The sequence below is a fragment of the Streptomyces iconiensis genome (genome assembly GCF_028657195.3).
Taxonomy (GTDB): Bacteria; Actinomycetota; Actinomycetes; order Streptomycetales; family Streptomycetaceae; genus Streptomyces; species Streptomyces iconiensis.
Window position 1 is genome coordinate 36,728 of record NZ_JANCPR020000036.1, and the last position, 17,526, is coordinate 54,253.

Below are 17,526 nucleotides of genomic sequence, written 5' to 3' on the forward strand. Positions count from 1 at the left end.
AGAAGCACTCTCACACCTCTTGCAACCGTTCGATCACATGGCGATACGGTGTGCGACGCGGGAGAGCCGCTTGCCAGGGGAGGGCAGAGGTGGCCGAGGGCGGGGAACAGAGCCAGGGCCTGACGGTGCCGGAAGGCGTACTGAGCAGTCCAGGCGCGGAACTGAAGGTTCCGGAGAGCACGGTCAAAGGGCTGACCAAGGGAATCCGCGGCGTACTGAACGAGCTGCGCGAGGTCGGCACCGACGTGGACGCCGCGCAGGGAAGCGGGTTCAACGAGATGTCGCTCACCAAGATGGAGGTCGGCGACGACGCGCTCAGCGAGTCCTTCGAAGGCTTCTGCGAGCAGTGGGAGTGGGGCGTGCGGGGCCTGATGGCCGAGGCGGACGCCATCGCAGAACAGTTGGGCCTCTCGGCCGGGATGACGTGGGAGGAAGACCGCTACCGCAGCATCGCGATCAACGGCACGGTCAACGCTCTGACGCCGGCGGGCAATCCGTACGCCAGCGAGGACGGTCTCGCCGACGTCGGCATCGGGGGAGCGCTCATCGGCCGCAGCGAGGGGAAGCCGGGTGAGGGCGGGGAGCCCGGTGGTGCCGGGGAGACCGGCAGCGCAGGGGCGGCGGGCTGATGGGGCTGGGCGACGCGTTCGGCGCGCTCACCGACTCGGCCAAGGACGCCTACCACGACTTCGTCCCCGACCCCGTAGAGGACAAGATCGAGGGCGCCGTCGAGACCGGCGGCGAAGTGCTCAACAAGGGCGCCAACTTCGCTGCCGACCAGATGGACAAGGCGGGCTGGGGAACGGCGGCCGACCTCACCCGTTCCGGTGGCGACGTCATCGCCAACAAGACCGGCGGCAACGTCGCGGAGCGCGAACTGGGCGAGACGGAGGAAGCGAACAAGCTCATCCACGGTTCGCCCACCAAGCTCCGTTCCACGGCCGACCACCTGCGCGACTTCCAGAAAGCGTTCAACCAGGTGGGCCGCGGCCTGAAGGGCCTGGACTCGCAGCACCTGAAGGGTGAGACGGCGGACGCGTTCCGAAGATCGGTCGAGGCACAGCCCAAGAAGTGGTTCAAGGCGGCCGACGCCTGCGAGAAGGCGGCCAAGGCACTGGCGGACTTCTCGCGCACGGTCGACTGGGCCCAGGCAGAGGCCGCGGACGCCATCACCCTGTTCAACAAGGGCAAGGCGGCCTCCGACCGCCACCAGTCGAACGTCTCCTTCTACAACGACGCTCTGAAGGCGTACAAGGAGATACCGGAAAAGGAGCGCGTCCCCGGCTCCCTGCCCGACAGGCCCCCGGCCGACGATCCGGGCGAGGCCCAGATGCAGGAGGCCCGCGAGAAGCTCGCCGAAGCACGCCGTCAGCGCGACGAGGCCGCACGGGCAGCGAACACACAGACGGAGGCGGCCCGGGACGCGGCGCCGCCCAAGCCCTCCTACGCCCAGCAGGCACGCAGCGGTCTGACGGGTGGGCTGCTGGCCGTCGAGCACCGGATCGGCGGGTTCGCGAACACCGGGTCCAGCGCTCTCAACTTCGCCAAGGGCATGAGCCCCATCACTCCGCACAACGTCCTGAACCCCGACGAGTACCAGACCAATCTCAACAGCACGGCCGCCGGATTCAAGGCCCTCGCGAACGACCCCACAGGCGCGGTGAAGCAGGCGTACCAGTCCTTTCTCCAGGACCCGGAGGCGTTCATCGGCGGTGGCGCGTTCGACGTGATCACGGGTGGTTCCGGCAGGGCGGCGGGTGTCGCAGCCCGCGCGAGCCGTTCGGGCGCGAGGCACGCCGACGACCTGGCCCCGTCCGGGCGCCCGCCGAAGTCAGGTCCCGAATCCGAGCGTCCCGGGCGCGAGTCGCTCGACAAGGAACCGGACAACGCCAGCCGCGAGGGGGGAGACAAGGAGACCGGCAAGGACCCGGTCGACTTCGCCACCGGCCGCATGCTCATGCCGCAGACCGACCTGACCCTGCCCGGGGTGCTGCCGCTGGTCTTCCGCCGCCAGTTCGAGTCCTCCTACCGTGCGGGCCGCTGGTTCGGACCCACCTGGTCGAGCACCGTCGACCAGCGCCTGGAGATCGACGCGGAAGGCGTCGTCCTGCACGGGGAGAGCAACCTGCTGGTGGCCTATCCCCACCCCGAGCCTGGCACGCCCGTGCTGCCGGAGAAGGGCCCCCGCCGCGCGCTGGAGCGGACCAGCGAGGGTGACTACGTACTGACCGACCCCGGCACGTGCGAGGTGCTGCACTTCACCGGGCCCGGAGGCCCGGCGGGCTGCGAGGGCGTGGCACTGCTCGAAGAGATCTCCGACCGCAACGGCAACCGCATCACGTTCGAGTACGACGAGCACGGCGTTCCGCTGTCCCTCGTGCACTCCGGTGGCTACCACGTACGGGTCGAGACGGACCAGGAAGCGGGCCGCATCGCCGCTCTCCACCTGGCAGCCGCCGGACCGGACGGCCGAGACCTGGAGGTCGTGCGCTTCGGCTACGACACACACGGCAACCTCACCGAGGTCACCGGCTCCGCCGGCCGCCCGCTGCGCTTCGGCTACGACGCCGAGGGCCGCATCACCTCCTGGACCGACACCAACGACTCACGCTACGAGTACGCCTACGACGAGCACGACCGCTGCGTATGGCAGTCCGGCGTCGACGGTCACATGTGCGTCACCTTCGAGTACGGCCCGGTCGACCCCGCGACCGGCCACCGCGTCACCAAGGTCACCGACGCGCCGGGCGACGTCTCGTACTGCCTGGTCAACGACAAGGACCAGGTAGTCGCCTTCACCGACCCCACCGGCGCCACCACCCGCACCGAACGCGACACCCGCCACCGCGTGCTCGCCCACACCGACGCGCTGGGCCGCACCACCCGCCTCGAACGGGACGCCGAGGGCCGTGTCGTCCGGGTGCTGCGCCCGGACGGAACGGCCGTCACCTGCGCATACGATGACGCCGGGTTTCTGAGCCGCTACGCGGGACCGGACGGCGCCGCGTGGGAGCACGTGCACGACGAGCGCGGCAACCGCGTCCGCAGCACGGAGTCCTCCGGCGCCACCACCCATTACACCTACGACGACGCAGGACGCCTCACCTCCGTCACCGACGCGCTCGGCCATGTCACCCGGGTTCACTGCGACGAGGCGGGCCTGCCCCTGGAGATCACCGAGCCTCCCCCTGCGCCTGACGGCCCCAGCCCCGTCACGACGTACCTACGAGACGCCTTCGGGCGACCCGTCCTCGTCACCAACCCCCTCGGCGAGACCGTCCGCCTGTCCTGGACCGTGGAGGGAAAGCCGCTCATCCGCACCGGCCCGGACGGCACGGCCGAGCACTGGGAGTGGGACGGCGAGGGCAACTGCACCCGCCATGTGGACGCGGCGGGCGGCGAAACCACCTACGAGTACACCCACTTCGACCTCCTCAGCGCCCGCACCGGGCCCGACGGGGTGCGCTACACCTTCACCCACAACGCCCGCCTGCGCCTGACCGAGGTCACCAATCCCCAGGGGCTGACCTGGTCCTACGACTACGACGCGGCAGGCCGCCTCGTGGCGGAAACGGACTTCGACGGCCGCCGCCACTCCTACGAACTGGACGCGGCGGGCCAACTCGCGTCACGCACCACGCCGTTGGGTGAGAGAACCTCCTACGAACGGGACGTGCTCGGCCGCACCGTACGCAAGGACGCCGCCGGCGCGGTGACGACGTACACGTACGACCCGGCGGGGCGCCTCACCCACGCCCACAGCCCCGACGCCGAACTACTGCGCCAGTACGACAAGGCCGGCCGTCTCAAGACCGAACTCGTCAACGGCCGCGCCCTCACCCACGCGTACGACACGCTCGGCCGCCCCACACGCCGCACGACACCGACCGGCGCGGTGAGCACGTACACCTACGACGCGGCGGGCAACCGCACAGCCCTCACCGCCGACGGCCACACCCTGACCTCCTCGCACGACGCGGCCGGCCACGAACGCGAACGCACCCTCGGCGACGGGGCGTCTCTCTCCTGGACCTGGGACCCGGCGGGCCGCCTCACCGGCCAGGCCCTCAACCCCCGCTCTGCCGAGGAGGGTTGGCAGCGTTCGTACACCTACCGCCCGGACGGCCACCTCATCGCGGTCGACGACTCCCGCGAGGGCACCAGCCGCTACGCACTCGACGCGACCGGACGCGTCACAGCCGTCAGCGCCCGGGACTGGACGGAGTCCTACGCCTACGACGAGGCGGGCAACCAGACCGCGGCGCACTGGCCCACCACGCACCCGGGTACGGAAGCCCAAGGCCCCCGCACCTACGCGGGCACCCGCATCCGCACCGCAGGCCGCCTCCGCTACGAACACGACGCGGCAGGCCGCGTCACCACCCGCCAGAAGAGGCGCCTCTCACGCCGCCCGGACACCTGGCGCTACACCTGGGACGCCGAAGACCACCTCACCCAGGTCACCACCCCCGACGGCACCACCTGGCACTACACGTACGACCCCCTGGGCCGCCGCATCGCCAAACACTCGGTGACGGAGCGGGTGGACTTCACCTGGGACGGCCCCACCCTCATCGAACAGACCACCACGGGCCCCTCCCTCCCGAACCCGGTCACCCTCACCTGGAACCACCGGGGCCTCCACCCGATCTCCCAAACGGAACGCATCACCGACGAGACGACCCAACGCGAGGTCGACACCCGCTTCTTCGCCATCGTCACCGACCTCATCGGCACCCCCACCGCCCTCGTCACCGAAGACGGCACCACCGCCTGGCACACCCAACGCACCCTCTGGGGCACCACCACCTGGAACACCGACGCCACCACCTACACCCCCCTCCGCTTCCCCGGCCAATACTTCGACCCCGAAACAGCCCTCCACTACAACTTCCACCGCCACTACGACCCGGAGACGGCCCGCTATCTTTCCCCGGACCCACTGGGGCTGGGACCCGCGCCGAACCCGGTGGCGTACGTGGAGAACCCACACACGTGGGCTGACCCGCTGGGACTGGCACCGGTGGATGGGGGATGTCCGAACGGAGGAAGCTGGGACCCGGCCGAGGAACCTTTCCTCTACAGAGGCGTCAGTTATGCAACCGAAAACGATCCCGCTTGGCAAATGAAGATGTACCAGGACGCTCTTGGAGGGAGAGCGGAACCAAGGGGCGGTCACAGTGACGTGCAACGCCACGTCGGAGGAGACGGAGCCACAGACAGCGTATTCACCTCGTGGACCACGGACTACGCAGATATGGCACTTGACTGCAGTCAGATGGGTAATGGTCCCGGCGTCGTCTTGCGAATGCCGAACGCGGATGGCGACGGATTTCACCGCGTCCCTGGCGTTTCGTACCCCTACCCGGAGGGTGAAGTGACGATCCGAGGGCCTGTTGGACATGCAGAGATCAGCGTCAACGGTGGTCCTTGGCATCGCCCCTGAAGAGCAGCAAACTAAGAAAAGCTCAATTCAGTCATACGTCTGGCAGCCGTCTCCACATCACTGAAGGTCTCACATCTTGTGGTGCCCCGACCCAGCGATTCATCGGTGACAGCCCAGCTTCCGGCCTGCAGGCCGGAAGCAAGCCCGTGCAGAACTGTCCTGCCGTCTACGTCGGCCGCTACTGCCAGGGGATCGGCATCGCGCACTTCTCCAGGGATGGCCGAAGACTCCCGGAGTCGCTGATCCAGCGCTGCGCGCCTGGACTCCTCCTCAACCAACGACCACTTCTCTCCCCCTCGCACGGGGACCCATTCTCTAAAGAAACTCACTGGGGAGAAGGCGGCGTCTGTTCGCGGCACCTTACCGCCGTAAGTGGCCACCCAAACTTGAAGAAAAGCTATGAGGTCCAGCTCGGCCGGAGAACCCAGTTCCGAAATCCAGGAGGGTTCGGTAGACCTGATGGACACTGACTCAAGAGTCCCCTGTCGCTCAGCGTGATGGTGCTTCCACCCTGCCAACGCCCACCCAAAGGCACTGTTCGACCTTCCTTCGTCTAGGGACTTTTGAATGTAGTCCTGCAGGAGGGCCATGTCCTGCGGCCTAGCAAAAGAGGTAAGAGCAAAACTGTAACCTTTGGCGGCCCGCTCTTCTTCTCCGCTCACCAAAAGTGATCCGATCAGCTCCCCGAACCAGTATCGCGAGGTCATCGCAGCCATCCAGGATGCGGTGATCTTAGCCCTCCAGTCGCCGTGCAGGAGGAGCGTGATGTCGGCATCCGTTGCACTTTCGGAAATACGGTGGAAGCTGATGCCAAAATCTCGGGAAACATCATCCGGAACGTTCCGAAGATTCCAACCTTGCAACTTCATGTACGGCCGCCCCCGCATCACATACCTACGGGCCGCAGCAAGCACCTGAACGTCGTGATTGGGTGGCATCATGACCCCATTGTGCCCCACCTCTTGACCCCAGGAAAGCTAACGCAGCTACGAACGCCGCTGCTCGCATATGTGCACAAGACACGGCCCAGGAAGCTCCTGATGTGCACCAGCCTGCGTACTGGCATCGACCGTTCAGGTCTGGGCCTACACAGCCAGCCACTCAACTTCTCCAGCGGCCTCGCACCACTCGCATCCAGGGCGATCCAGATCGGCCTCTCCCGGGGGGCGGTTGACCTCTACGCGGACAGGTGGATCACAGATATCACCGACATCACAGACCTCGTACGTGAAATACACTCAGATGTACGCGCGGGCAAACCTGACGTGGCAATGGGCAAGCTTCCCCCCGAGAGGGTCTACCCACTTTCCGAACATATCCGCCAAAGGATCGGAGCCGATCAGAACAGCACTCAGTAAACCCCGTGTGCACCACCTGGCTTCTCGCTCCCTGACGCACGGCACTGCTGGCAACCGCAACCGCAAGCGCGTGAAGCCGAAGGGACGGGGAAATTCCGCCGTCGTCGGCCTCCGTGGCAGCGGGGAGAGGCTCGCGCCACCGGTGGCGCCCTCCGCCCCGCCGGTGCAGGCGAGGCGCATGTCGTCGCCGAGCCCTCCGCCTCCGCCGGGCCCTGTGCCTCCGCTGAGCTTTGAGACCTCGGTGCTGATCCTTGCGGTACACCGAGGAACCCCTCCCGCACAGCGAAGCCCCGTCCAGCGCGGGGCTTCGATCGTTTTCGGTCGATTCCGGGTGACGGACGGCGCATGCGGCATCTGACTCCAAGCCCTTACATCCGCCCAAAGTGACCGGGCGCCGGGTGATCTCGGTCACGAGTAATCACCGTTCACCTGTAAACGCCCACGCCGCACCGTGTCCGCATATCAGCCACACCATGTCCGCATATCGTGACCGAACATGGAGGAGCGGCGACACGGAAGACGCTCGCATCCGCCAAACTCCTTCCCGCAACCACAACTTCGAGTGAGGGAGTGCTCACTATGCGCAAGAAAGCCAAGGGAATCGCGGCCGTGCTGACGGCGACCGCGAGCTGTCTGGCCGTGGCCGCCGGCACCGCGGGGACGGCCGACGCCGCGCCTCAGCCCAAGGACTCGCAGTCCAAGCTCGTTCTCGCCGTCGGGCCCACCGGGTTCACGGGAACCATGATTCCGGAGCGTGTCGTCACGCTGGAGTGCGGACCCGCGGGTCCGGCCAGTGACCACCCCAACGCCCTCAAGGCGTGCGACGACCTGGAGCGCGTGGACGGTGCGTTCCAGAGCCTGGTGGGTCTGAACCAGAGTGGCGCCTGCACCCAGCAGTACGACCCGGCCACCGTCACGATCGACGGCTACTGGAAGGGCAGCCGCGTCAGCTTCGAGCACACGTTCCCGAACAAGTGCGTGAAGGACCGCAACGCGTCCTTCCTCTTCCGGTTCTGACGGAAGCGGGCACAGCAGCACATCTGCACAGCAGCACATCTGCACACCAGCACCGCAGCACAGGAGAGGCCCCGGACAATTGTGGTGTCCGGGGCCTCGGCCTGCCTGTGGTCTACCCACGGACCCCGGTGGTTAATTCACTCTTCACTCACCCACCGGCTCGCCGCCCCTCACCCGCTGGTTCAGCCCGAACTGAGGCCGTCACTCCGTTCCCGTTCCACGTACCCCGCTACCGCCATGGCCGCGCGCCACCCCTTGCCTGCACGCAGAACGGTGACGGGGCCGCCCGGGCAGGGCTCCGCCCGTGCGACCGGGGGCGTTCCGGATGCGGCGGGCCGCTCCTCCAGTACGGCGGGCCACTCGGCTGGTACGGGTGGCACGTAACGGAGGAGACGTGCCCGCACGAACCCGTACGGGCAGTGGACGCCCTCCGGCGGCAGCCCGTGTGTGACAACGGCGCGCAGCGTCTCGGGGCTCTCACCGCGCAGGAGGTAGTGACCGGCGATCTGGGCGAGTTCGCCGGCCTCCGCGTGCGTGAGGACCAGCGGGGGTGACGCGCTGCGCAGGGCGAGGAGCGTACGTTCCGCGCGCTGCGCGTACGGGGCGAGAGGGCCGCTCAGCTCACCCAGGTTGGTTGGCCCACCCAGGTTGGTTGGCCCACCCGGATGTGAGGGCGTCGGAGCTGTCGGGGTCAGCGGATCCGACGGGGCTGGCGGAGCCGCCGGGGCTGTCGCCGGTGCGGGGACGGGGAGGGGGGTGTGGTGGTCTTTCTCCTTCTCGTCCCCTTGGGGGCGTCGCCGGGTGGGGCGGGGAGCGGGTGAACCGGCGGCCGGTTCAGGACGCGGCGGGCGCGGTGGGACTGACGGGCGCGGTGGGGGCGACGGGCGCGGTGACGCGAGCCACTCGTTCGAGTTGAGGATGCGCACCCCAAGACGGCGCGAGTCCGCCGTGTCCTTGCCGAGCCGCGCGGCCTCCTCCGCCGCGCCCCAACCGGCCGCTGTCTCCGCCCTCGTACGCAACGGCGGGAGGGACGCCAGTCGTTGGTCGCGGATCTCCCCGCGTACGTTCTGCCGCTTACGCGCGTGCCAGTGCCCGTTCTCGCGCAGTGCTTTACGGGCCGCGTTCGTACGGTCCTTGCCCATCCGCAGGCCGCGTGCGACAGCGTCGCTGTTACGGGCGTTGCGCGGCGGGAGCTTCACCATCGCCTGCAGCAACCGCAGCGAGGTGGCCGACAACTCGACGTTGTCGATGAGGGATTCCGGGGTTTGCAGGAAAGGCGCACGCTTTGGCGCGCTACGATCGCTGGGCATCGTTGGTGGCGTCTTCCACTGGACGGTGTAGGCCCTCGATGCGGTGTGGCTAGCACCGTTCGGGGGCCGTCCCCTCGCATGCGGGCGACGAGACGCGCATAACGTAACCCCGCCGCACACCCCTAACGCCCAACTCGCCTGCCGACGCCCCTATTTGATCGGCAACGACAGTTCGGCGGCCAGAAACGCCCCGCCCCCGACGAAGTTCGCCCACGCGCCCCTACTGAACGTGAGAGCGGGGCCTTCGGTGACCTTGGAGTCCCGGACGGCGACGGTGCGGGCAGTCCCGGAGGCGCCGGGGGTGTTGTCGGCTACCTCGACGCAGTTGGCGTTGTCGTTAAGGCTGTAGCTGGACTTGCGCCACGCAGTGGTTGTCATGCGGAGTCCTTGATGTGGTCGATGAACGAGGCCCAGGCGCCGGGGCCGAAGGTGAGCACCGGCCCCTCCACGGCCTTGGAGTCCCGGACGGGGACGAGTGCGGGGGTGTTGTGGGCCACCTCAACGCAGTCGTCATTGTCGTTACCGCTGTAGCTGGACTTGCGCCACGTGGCCGGCGTCATGAGGGGTTCTTGAGGTGTCCGATGAAGGAAGACCATGCATTGACGCCGAAGGTGAGAGCGGGGCGTTCGATGGCCTTGGAGTCCCGGACGGGGACAAGGGGGAGGATGCTGTCGGCGACCTCGACGCAGTTGTCGTTGGTCGGTCCGCTGTAGCTGGACTTGCGCCACACGGTGGTGCTCAGGTCGATCATGAGTAATCCTCGATGGCCTTCTCGATCAGCTCTGTGGACGCGTCCGCGCTCAACGCGTTGGCGTGCAACCGATCATAGACCCGCTGGAAGTGCGCAACACTGCTCGATTCTTCGGTGTAGGCGCCTGTCTCGAAGCCCTCCGTATAGGCTCCCTGATCGCCGTTCGGCATCGTGATGAGGGAGATGGAACCCGGGATCGCGATCGCCGTTTCCGGGAGGAACTGAACATTGACCTGCGGCCTGTCGCACATCTCGCGCAGCCTCGACAACTGATCGCGCATCGCTTTCCTGTTGCCCATGAGGCGACGCAATACGGCCGCGTCGATGACGGCCCACATCCACGGGGGCTCCTCACGGGCCCACACTTCCTGCCGAGCGATCCGGCGTTCGACGTAGCGGTCCACCTCGGCCTGATCGCCTGTCTGCACGTCGAGCATCAGCGCCCGCGCGTAAGCCTCCGTCTGGAGAAGCCCAGGGATGACGATCGAGAAGTCATGCATCGCAGTGGCCTCAAGCTGGCGGGCGAGGTACGCCTTCGCATAGTCCCGGAACTGGGCCCTGGCGAGGAGCCTCGACAGGTACTCCAAGTCGTTCCCCAACCCCAGCACTTGGTCCAAGCGACCGGCGACAGCCGGGTTGGGCGGGTCGGTGCCCAGCTCGATCTTGGTGACGCGTACACGGGAGATGAAGACCTTGGCGGCAAGGTCCTCTTGCCGCCAAGCCAGCTTTTCGCGTTCGCAGCGGACCTTGTGGCCGAGGTAGGCGGCTACGGAATCTGTGGGGTCCAGCTCTCGGGGTGCGGGCATCGGCGATGTTCCTTCGTTCCCTCGCACATGGCTACTCCTAGTAAGCGTAGCCATGCGGAGTGATGCTCGTCACTGCGACCAGGAAACAGGCACGACGAGCAAAGGCCCCCATGTACAAGCCAGTTGAGTACGAAGCCGACCTCCCCGAATTCCCCACGCCGCATCCGCCGCTCCCCGTCGCCGGATGCGACGACTGCGTTCGTTACCTGGCGCAGCACGCGGCGGCCGAGCGGGACGGGGACGGGAGCCGCGCGGCGGACGTACGCGTGCTGTGGCGCTCGCACCTGGCACGTACGCACGGGACGGGCGCCGGCGCGCGTACGGGTGCCGCCCGGTGAGGCGGGGCGTACCCGTGTACGACGAGACGCGGCAGCAGCCGGCGGTCGTGGTGCGGGCGGACGGTGTGTGGCTGACCTTGACGCGACCTGGCCGCAGGCCATGGCGTACCCACATCGCGGCCGTACGCACGGCAACCGAACGCGAACGGCGCTCGCTGCGCGCCCTGCGCAGGCTCGTACGCACCCAGCGCGACCGCGAGTTGGCGGCGAAGCTACGCGAGGTCAACGAGCGGAGTGTGCGCGCGTGGATGTGAGGCCGTCCAAGTATTCGTACTCACCGAGTCTCGCGCGCGCCTCACCTCTTGCGACCGCCTCCGGAAGCCCCGTCCGACCGTGACGCCTGGGGCTCGTCCCGCCGTCAGCCGGGTGCCCGGCAGCGTGGGGAGGCGGATACACATTGCGGTCGGATGTGTGCGCACGGATACGGTGTTCGACCAAGCGCCATGCCCATGCCCGTGCCCCATGCCCATGCCCGTGCCCATAGCCGTGCCCGCTGCCCGTCGCCCGGGCCATGTGAAGAGACAGGTGCCATGTCCACACCGCCGCCCCCGCCGTCGCAGCAGCCCCAACCCGGTTACGGGCAGGGCCCGTTCGGGTCTCAGCAGGCGCCGCCTCCTGGCCCATACGCGCAACCGGGCCCGTACGCGGGGCCAGGCCCCTACGGTCAGCCCGGACCGTACGGCCAGCCCGGACCGTACGGCGGACCGCAAGGGCAGCCGGGCCCGTATCCGTCGGGGCCGTACGGGCAGTACCCGGGCGGGCCGCCGTACTGGGGTCCGCCGCCGCCCCGTAAGAGCCGGGGCGGGTGGAAGTACGTGGTGATCGCGCTGGCGGTGATCATTCTGCTGAGTGTGTTCTCGGCGCTCCAGGAGATGCGGAAGTCGAGGACCGGGTCCTCCGGCGCGTCCGGGGGGACGACATACGAACTGTCGCTGCCCAAGCGGGTGGACGGGGGCCGGCTCGCGCTCTCGGAGGACCTGAGCCACGACCCCCGGTTCGCCAACTCCGGCCTCGGACCGGACGACGAAATCCGCGCCGGGTGGTACGAGTCGGAGTCGGGCGACGAGCGCTATCTCTTCCTCGGGTACAACTCCGACCGGGCCGACGCGGACACCTCGGCCGACAAGATCCTCGACGGAGCCGTGGACGCCTCCGACACCTCGTCCCCGCCCCGCCGCCGCACCATCACCCCGCCCGGCGCGAAGTCACCGATCACCTGCGTGGTCGTGCCGCAGAAGAAGGGCGGCCGGAGCTATGTGGCGCCCATGTGTGCCTGGAGCGACGACGGTTCGGCCGCCACGGTGTCCGATGACGGCCGTACGGCCGCGGGCGTCACCCCGGATTCGTACGACCTCGAAACGCTCGCCGCACGCGCCGACCGGATCCGCCAGGACGTCCGCCGTCGGGTCGGCTGAATGGAGCGGCTACCCGCTTCTCCACTGGCGCGTGAGGTGCATGTGGCGGCACTTCGCACTGCTGCGGCCTGGGCGAAGGCCCGGGCCGAGGCCGACCACGACTCCGTGCGGGCACCGGACAGGGAGACTCCGGTTCCGTTCCTTGAACAGGGCGCCCACCTAGGTCCCTACCGTAAGAGCGCGGAACGAGCGGCTCGGCCTCTCAGCAGTACGGCGCCTGGCCCGTCAAGGCGTAGGCGACGCTCATGAAGACGCCGAAGAGGCGGAAGAGGGCGGGCAGGGGGGCGTTGGTGGTGACCGTGCGGTCGTCGTGGCGGGTTACGCCGGGGATGCCGGCCAACTGCTGGGCTACGGAGGCCGATTGCCAGCGTACGGCGAGGGTGTGCGGGGTCGTGTCGGGCGCGGGACGCTGGGCGGTGCGCGCTTCGGTGCGGCGGACGGCGTCGGCTGTGGTCTGTGTGATGGCCTCGCGGGCCTCGGCTGCGGGGCGCAGGCGTGCGGCGAACCGGTCGCGGGCGTACTTGACGGGTGCCGTCAGCACGGTGTCGTCCCAGGCGCGCATCTCTTCGCAGGCCGCGTCGTCGCCGAAGAGGGCGACCACGGGTACGCCCAGCGCCGTGGCGGTGGCGTGTGCGAAGCCGATCTCGCCCATGGGGCGTTCGTCCAGCCACATGTCCTCGATCTCGTGTCCCATGAAGTTGTGGCTGAGCACGCCGAGCGTTCCGGCCCTGGAGTGGTAGCCGACGCACACCATGGCGTCGAAGTCAGCGTCGAGGTCCTGCACCATCCCCATCGGCTTGGGCTTGCCGCGCACCAGGGCGACGCGGGGGTGCAGCTGGTCGACGAGCAGATTCCGCATGGTGCTGTGCGTGTCGTTGACGAGCACTTCGGCGGCGCCGCCCTGAAGCGCTCCGCTGACGGCCGCGTTGACGTCCTCCGTCATCATCGCCCGCCCCCGCTCGTAGTCCCGGCCGCCCATCTGCACGTCCTCGGCCCCGACCAGTCCGGTGACGCCCTCCATGTCGGCGCTGACGTACACCCGCATGTTGCCGCCTCTCACTTCCGTCACAGTGATCCGCAGGTTACCGGCCCAATTCGTCCCACAGGGAATGGTGTTGGCGAGAACACCAACGAGGGCCCACGAGCTTGCTCGTGGGCCCTCGCTTGAGTCCGGGAAACCTGGGGTGTCCGGGGAGTCCGGGAATCCCTGGGCTAGCGGGAGTGTTTTTCGTCGTCGCACATGGTGTCGGCCAGGATGGAGGGATCGGCCGTACCTCCCCACGAGCCGTCGTTCTCGTCGAACTTCTTGTACATGTCGCCGTCCGGATGGACCTCGACCAGGCCGCCGCCTTCGTCGGACCAGGCCGGGTAATCGGCCTGGCGGTACTCATTGTCGTTTGTGGCGGACGCGATGTCCTTCAGACCCACTTCCTGATCGTTGAACAGGGCGTGGGCGCCGTATCCGACGAAAACGCGCGGGAATTCAAGGCCCTTTCCGGCGCTGCCCCGGTCGGCGTTCCAGCTTTCGGCGTCCTTCCAGGAGACCTTCTCATGCCCGCTGTGCTGGCTGAGCCACAGATCAGAACGGGTCCAGTCCGAACCGTTCTTCTTCCAGATGACGTCGATGTGCTCGAAGTCGTGCGGGTGGCCGGCTGATTTGAAACCGCTGGTGGCCTGGTACATGCTGTAGGTGATCCGGATCTCGTCCGCTGTGCACTTCCGGCCGGTCCAGAAGGTCGGGAAGTCGCCGCCGTGCTCCGCACAGCCGCCGTCGCTGTCCGGCCAGAACTTCATCTCACCGCCCGGCTTCGGTTTGCCGTTCTCGTCGAACGGATTCTCCGGCCAGCACGGATCGTTATTGTTGGCGCGGGCGAAATTCCACTCCGGTGCGGACGCTTTGGCGAAGTCCTGCATTTTCGCACCGCCCTCCTTGAGCGACCCGTTCAAGGTGCCGATGTCCGCCTCGTTCTTCCCTTTCGCGCCGTCCGCCTTCCGCCCGTCCGAAGCTAACGAGTCCGGCTTCTTTCCGCTGTCGCCGCTACCACCACCGTCCTCACCGCCGCTTCCGCATGCGGTGAGCAGCAGAGCACCGGTCATGGTGGCCGCCGCCAGTACGGCTGCGCGCTGATGCATTCGGAACATGTGCTTCTCGCTCTCCTCGGCCGATCCGGTCACCCCGGACGATGCCAGGGAGGTGAGCAGCGAGGGGAACTCTGTTCGGACGGGGACGAACCCGCGACAAAGGCCATCCGGTTATGACACGTGCGCTGCAACCGGTAGGCCCCGTTCCGTGTTGCCGAAGCGCTCCCGGCAGTTCGGACGCCGGGTCTCCGCGGCCGGAGCAGTGCATGAACTCAAGCCATGCGGACGGGAGTTGGCCCGCGTGGGATGTGAGGGCGCGGGGCCGGCCTCGCGTCCGATCCGGCGTGCCGGTCGGCGGTCAGGTCAGTTCACCGGTGGGGCAGATGCCTACCCGGCGGCGCCGACAGGCCAGTGCACCGAGGTCAGGTCGGGAACGACCAGGTCGGCCCCGGCGGCAGTGAGGGTGGCGGCCGGCTGGGTGACGGTGACGGCAACGCAGTACGCACCCGCGCTCTTTGCCGCCTCGATTCCGGCGGGGGCGTCCTCGAAGACGACGGCCCGTTCCGGCTCGGTACCGAGGGCGGCGCATGCGGCTAGGTAGCCCTCCGGGTGCGGCTTGCCCCGAGTCACGTCGTCGGCGGTGATCACAGTGTCGAACAGTCCGAGCACCCCGAGGGTCGAGAGTTCGCCGTGTGCGTAGTCCCGGGTGCCCGAGGTGACCACGGCGAGGGGGACGCTGGCCTCGCGCAGACGGTGGAGCAGGGCGACCGCGCCGGGGACGGGCGCGACAGGCGGCAGGTCGGGGTGCTCGGAGTACCCCTTGGCTTCCGCGTACAGTTCCTCGGCCGTACACCCCGGGAAGTCGGCGGCGTGCTCGGCGATGGCCTCCTTACCGGGACGCCCTGCGAATGCCGCGAGCGTCGCGGCCTCGACCGGTACGCCATGCGCCGCGAACAGCTTGACCCAGGCCGACCTGCTGCGCGGCTCGGTGTCGACCAGGGTGCCGTCCAGGTCGAAAAGCGCGGCCCCGTACGGCAGTTGACTCCCCTGTGTTCCCTCGACTTCCCCTGTTTCCTCGGCTCCTCGTGCTTCCTCAGTTCCTCGTGCTTCTTCCTCGGCAGCGCGTGTTCCCTGTGTTCCCTGCATGTCCTGTGCTCCCGACCTCGTCGCTGCCGGCCCCGTCAGTCCTGCTGGCCCGGTCGGCCCCGTTGTTCCCGCTGGCTCTGCTGCCTCTGCTGCCTCTGCTGTTCCCGTCGGCCCTACTGATCCCATCAACCCCATTGTCCCTGTCAGTCCCATCCGCCCTGCCCGCCCCGCTCGCCCCATGGCTCCGTCGTATCCACGGGGCTCACCGTCCCGTCCTGCTCCGCGTTACGGCATTGCGGCGTCACGTCTCATAGGAGGCGTCTCATGGAAGGCGTCACGTCTCATAGGAGAGGCGCCCTTTCGGTTGCGGGCCCATCGTGCGTGCCCGGCGTGCCTCCGATGTCGCCGGAACGCAGGCCAGAGCCGCGGCGAGCGCGAGGGCCATGAAGCCGGCCGTCACGTGTTCCATGGCGCGCTGGGCCGACGCGGCACCGCCGCCCGGGCCCATGGCGGCCAGGAACCAGCCGCCGAAGGCAGCCACTCCGAAGGCGCCCCAGAGCTGACCGTTGGTGTTGAGCACCCCGGACAGATCGGTGGCGTAGCGGGAAGGTACCGCCGCCGTCATGTGGCCGATCAGCGCGTTGTTGCCGAGTCCCAGGCCGAGGCCGCCGGGGGTCAGCAGCACGAACAGCATCGGGCCGGCGCCGTGGCCCGTCGCGAGGTACGCCCACAGGGCGGCGTATCCACCGGCCAGCAGGAGACAGCCGGTCAACGGAACGGCGTGCCGCCATCGTTCGGGTACGCGTGGGAGAAGCGGTCCCGCGAGCCCGAAGGCGGCCACCCAGGTCACCATCGCCATCCCCGAGTACTCGGGACTCTTCCCCAGCCCTTCCTGGAGGTAGAGGGCCAGTACGAACAGGAGCGAGAAGTACGTGCAGACCGTCGCACCGAAGGCGGCCAGGCCCCAGCGCACAGTGGGCTTACGTACCGCTGCCGGGGCGACCAGCGGGCGCCCGCCACGCGCCGCGAGCCGCCGCTGCTGCACCACGAACCCGGCGAAGGCCGGACCACCCGCGGCCAGGCACAACCACCCCCACCACGGCCACCCCAGGTCCCCGCCCAGCACCAGCGGAACGATCACCAGCAGGACGGCACCCGACAACAGCGCCACCCCACCCGGGTCCAACCCACGCCTCCCGTAAGCGCGTTGGGGCCCGGTTCCGTACGCGTCCCCGCGCGGATCGGTCGGCATCCAGCGTGCGGTGGCGAGCAGCAGCAGGATGCCGACCGGCACGTTGATCAGGAAGATCGGCCGCCAGCCTGTCCCCCACAGGTCGGCCGAGACCAGTACGCCGCCGAGCAGTTGCCCCGCCACTGCTCCGGCCGACAGCGCGAGCGCGTAATAGCCGAGCGCGCGGGTCCGCTCGCGGGCCCCGAAGTGGAGCTGTATCCCGCTGAGCACCTGCGGCACCATGAGCGCGGCGCCCACGCCCTGCGCCACCCGCGCGGCGATCAGCGCCCCTGGCCCTGTCGCGAGTCCGCAGGCCAGCGAGGCCACGGTGAAGAGGCCGAGCCCGGCCATGAACACCCTGCGGTGCCCGTGCACGGAACCCAGCCGTGCCCCCGTGATCAGCAGTACGGCGAACGCGATGACGTAACCGGACACGACGAGAGCCACCTGCGCGTCCGAGGCGCCCAGCCGTTCCCGTACCGAGGGTGCGGCCGTGTTGACGATCGCCAGGTCCACGCTGGCCATGAACTGCCCCGCCAGCAGCAGTGCCAACAGGGGCCAGGAAGCGGCACGTCCACCAGCATCGCCATCGGCCGGGCCATCCCCGGCGGGGCCATGCCCGAGGCCCCCCGTCCGGGCCCCGCTCCCCGTCCGGGCCCCGTGCGCAGAATGCCCCATCGCATCCG

17 protein-coding genes are annotated in these 17,526 nt (G+C 68.5%); 7 read left to right on the plus strand and 10 right to left on the minus strand.

Translation table 11 applies throughout. From position 1 onward, the window contains the following. The first annotated feature begins 89 nt into the window (after positions 1-89). The gene (locus tag NMN56_RS29900; RefSeq protein ID WP_274046045.1) at positions 90-629 is read left to right on the plus strand and encodes a hypothetical protein; all 540 of its coding nucleotides are present in this window, start codon (positions 90-92) and stop codon (positions 627-629) included. After that, on the plus strand, positions 629-5,446 hold the full coding sequence (locus NMN56_RS29905) for a putative T7SS-secreted protein (protein ID WP_274046044.1): 4,818 nt from the start codon (positions 629-631) through the stop codon (positions 5,444-5,446). Before NMN56_RS29900 ends, NMN56_RS29905 begins: the two co-directional genes overlap by 1 nt. An 11-nt stretch (positions 5,447-5,457) precedes the next feature. Here the strand turns inward: NMN56_RS29905 and NMN56_RS29910 are convergent, their stop codons facing one another. Continuing rightward, positions 5,458-6,387 carry a DUF6000 family protein gene (locus tag NMN56_RS29910; protein WP_274046043.1) on the minus strand — a complete coding sequence of 310 codons (930 nt, stop codon included), beginning with the start codon at positions 6,385-6,387 and terminating at the stop codon, positions 5,458-5,460. A 99-nt stretch (positions 6,388-6,486) separates the two neighbouring features. Between NMN56_RS29910 and NMN56_RS43395 the strand changes: the two genes are divergently transcribed. After that, positions 6,487-6,804, plus strand: coding sequence for a DUF4291 family protein (locus NMN56_RS43395; RefSeq protein ID WP_430542739.1), 318 nt, complete (start codon positions 6,487-6,489; stop codon positions 6,802-6,804). 579 nt (positions 6,805-7,383) lie between these two features. Next, on the plus strand, positions 7,384-7,821 hold the full coding sequence (locus tag NMN56_RS29915) for an SSI family serine proteinase inhibitor (RefSeq protein WP_274046042.1): 438 nt from the start codon (positions 7,384-7,386) through the stop codon (positions 7,819-7,821). Positions 7,822-8,003: 182 nt separating this feature from the next. Here NMN56_RS29915 and NMN56_RS29920 read toward each other — a convergent pair whose 3' ends face one another. The 5 genes from NMN56_RS29920 to NMN56_RS29940 form a co-directional block, all read right to left on the minus strand. After that, the gene (locus NMN56_RS29920) at positions 8,004-9,131 is read right to left on the minus strand and encodes a hypothetical protein (protein ID WP_274046041.1); all 1,128 of its coding nucleotides are present in this window, start codon (positions 9,129-9,131) and stop codon (positions 8,004-8,006) included. Between the two features lie 150 nt (positions 9,132-9,281). After that, entirely contained in the window at positions 9,282-9,509 is a 228-nt protein-coding gene (locus NMN56_RS29925) for a DUF397 domain-containing protein (protein ID WP_274046040.1), read from the minus strand. Further along, positions 9,506-9,691, minus strand: coding sequence for a DUF397 domain-containing protein (locus tag NMN56_RS29930; RefSeq protein ID WP_274046039.1), 186 nt, complete (start codon positions 9,689-9,691; stop codon positions 9,506-9,508). Before NMN56_RS29930 ends, NMN56_RS29925 begins: the two co-directional genes overlap by 4 nt. After that, positions 9,688-9,882 carry a DUF397 domain-containing protein gene (locus NMN56_RS29935; RefSeq protein WP_274046038.1) on the minus strand — a complete coding sequence of 65 codons (195 nt, stop codon included), beginning with the start codon at positions 9,880-9,882 and terminating at the stop codon, positions 9,688-9,690. Before NMN56_RS29935 ends, NMN56_RS29930 begins: the two co-directional genes overlap by 4 nt. Next, positions 9,879-10,688 (minus strand): helix-turn-helix domain-containing protein, encoded by an 810-nt coding sequence (locus tag NMN56_RS29940; protein WP_274046037.1) that lies wholly within the window; start codon positions 10,686-10,688, stop codon positions 9,879-9,881. The genes NMN56_RS29935 and NMN56_RS29940 overlap by 4 nt, the downstream gene beginning before the upstream one ends. Before the next feature lie 110 nt (positions 10,689-10,798). Here NMN56_RS29940 and NMN56_RS29945 point away from each other — a divergent pair, with 110 nt between their 5' ends. The 3 genes from NMN56_RS29945 (at position 10,799) to NMN56_RS29955 (ending at position 12,441) form a co-directional block, all read left to right on the plus strand. Then, a complete protein-coding gene (locus NMN56_RS29945) occupies positions 10,799-11,026 on the plus strand; it encodes a hypothetical protein (protein ID WP_274046036.1) in 228 nt (75 codons plus the stop codon). A gap of 14 nt (positions 11,027-11,040) precedes the next feature. Next, positions 11,041-11,280 carry a hypothetical protein gene (locus tag NMN56_RS29950; protein WP_274046035.1) on the plus strand — a complete coding sequence of 80 codons (240 nt, stop codon included), beginning with the start codon at positions 11,041-11,043 and terminating at the stop codon, positions 11,278-11,280. Between the two features lie 276 nt (positions 11,281-11,556). Continuing rightward, the gene (locus tag NMN56_RS29955) at positions 11,557-12,441 is read left to right on the plus strand and encodes a hypothetical protein (protein ID WP_274046034.1); all 885 of its coding nucleotides are present in this window, start codon (positions 11,557-11,559) and stop codon (positions 12,439-12,441) included. 202 nt (positions 12,442-12,643) lie between these two features. Here the strand turns inward: NMN56_RS29955 and NMN56_RS29960 are convergent, their stop codons facing one another. The 4 genes from NMN56_RS29960 to NMN56_RS29975 form a co-directional block, all read right to left on the minus strand. Further along, positions 12,644-13,486, minus strand: a complete 843-nt coding sequence (locus NMN56_RS29960) for a M55 family metallopeptidase (protein ID WP_274046076.1) — start codon at positions 13,484-13,486, stop codon at positions 12,644-12,646. A 167-nt stretch (positions 13,487-13,653) separates the two neighbouring features. Continuing rightward, positions 13,654-14,616 carry a hypothetical protein gene (locus tag NMN56_RS29965; RefSeq protein ID WP_274046033.1) on the minus strand — a complete coding sequence of 321 codons (963 nt, stop codon included), beginning with the start codon at positions 14,614-14,616 and terminating at the stop codon, positions 13,654-13,656. A 294-nt stretch (positions 14,617-14,910) separates the two neighbouring features. Beyond that, positions 14,911-15,669, minus strand: a complete 759-nt coding sequence (locus NMN56_RS29970; RefSeq protein ID WP_274046032.1) for an HAD family hydrolase — start codon at positions 15,667-15,669, stop codon at positions 14,911-14,913. Between the two features lie 274 nt (positions 15,670-15,943). Next, entirely contained in the window at positions 15,944-17,392 is a 1,449-nt protein-coding gene (locus NMN56_RS29975; protein ID WP_274046031.1) for an MFS transporter, read from the minus strand. Positions 17,393-17,526 lie beyond the last annotated feature (134 nt).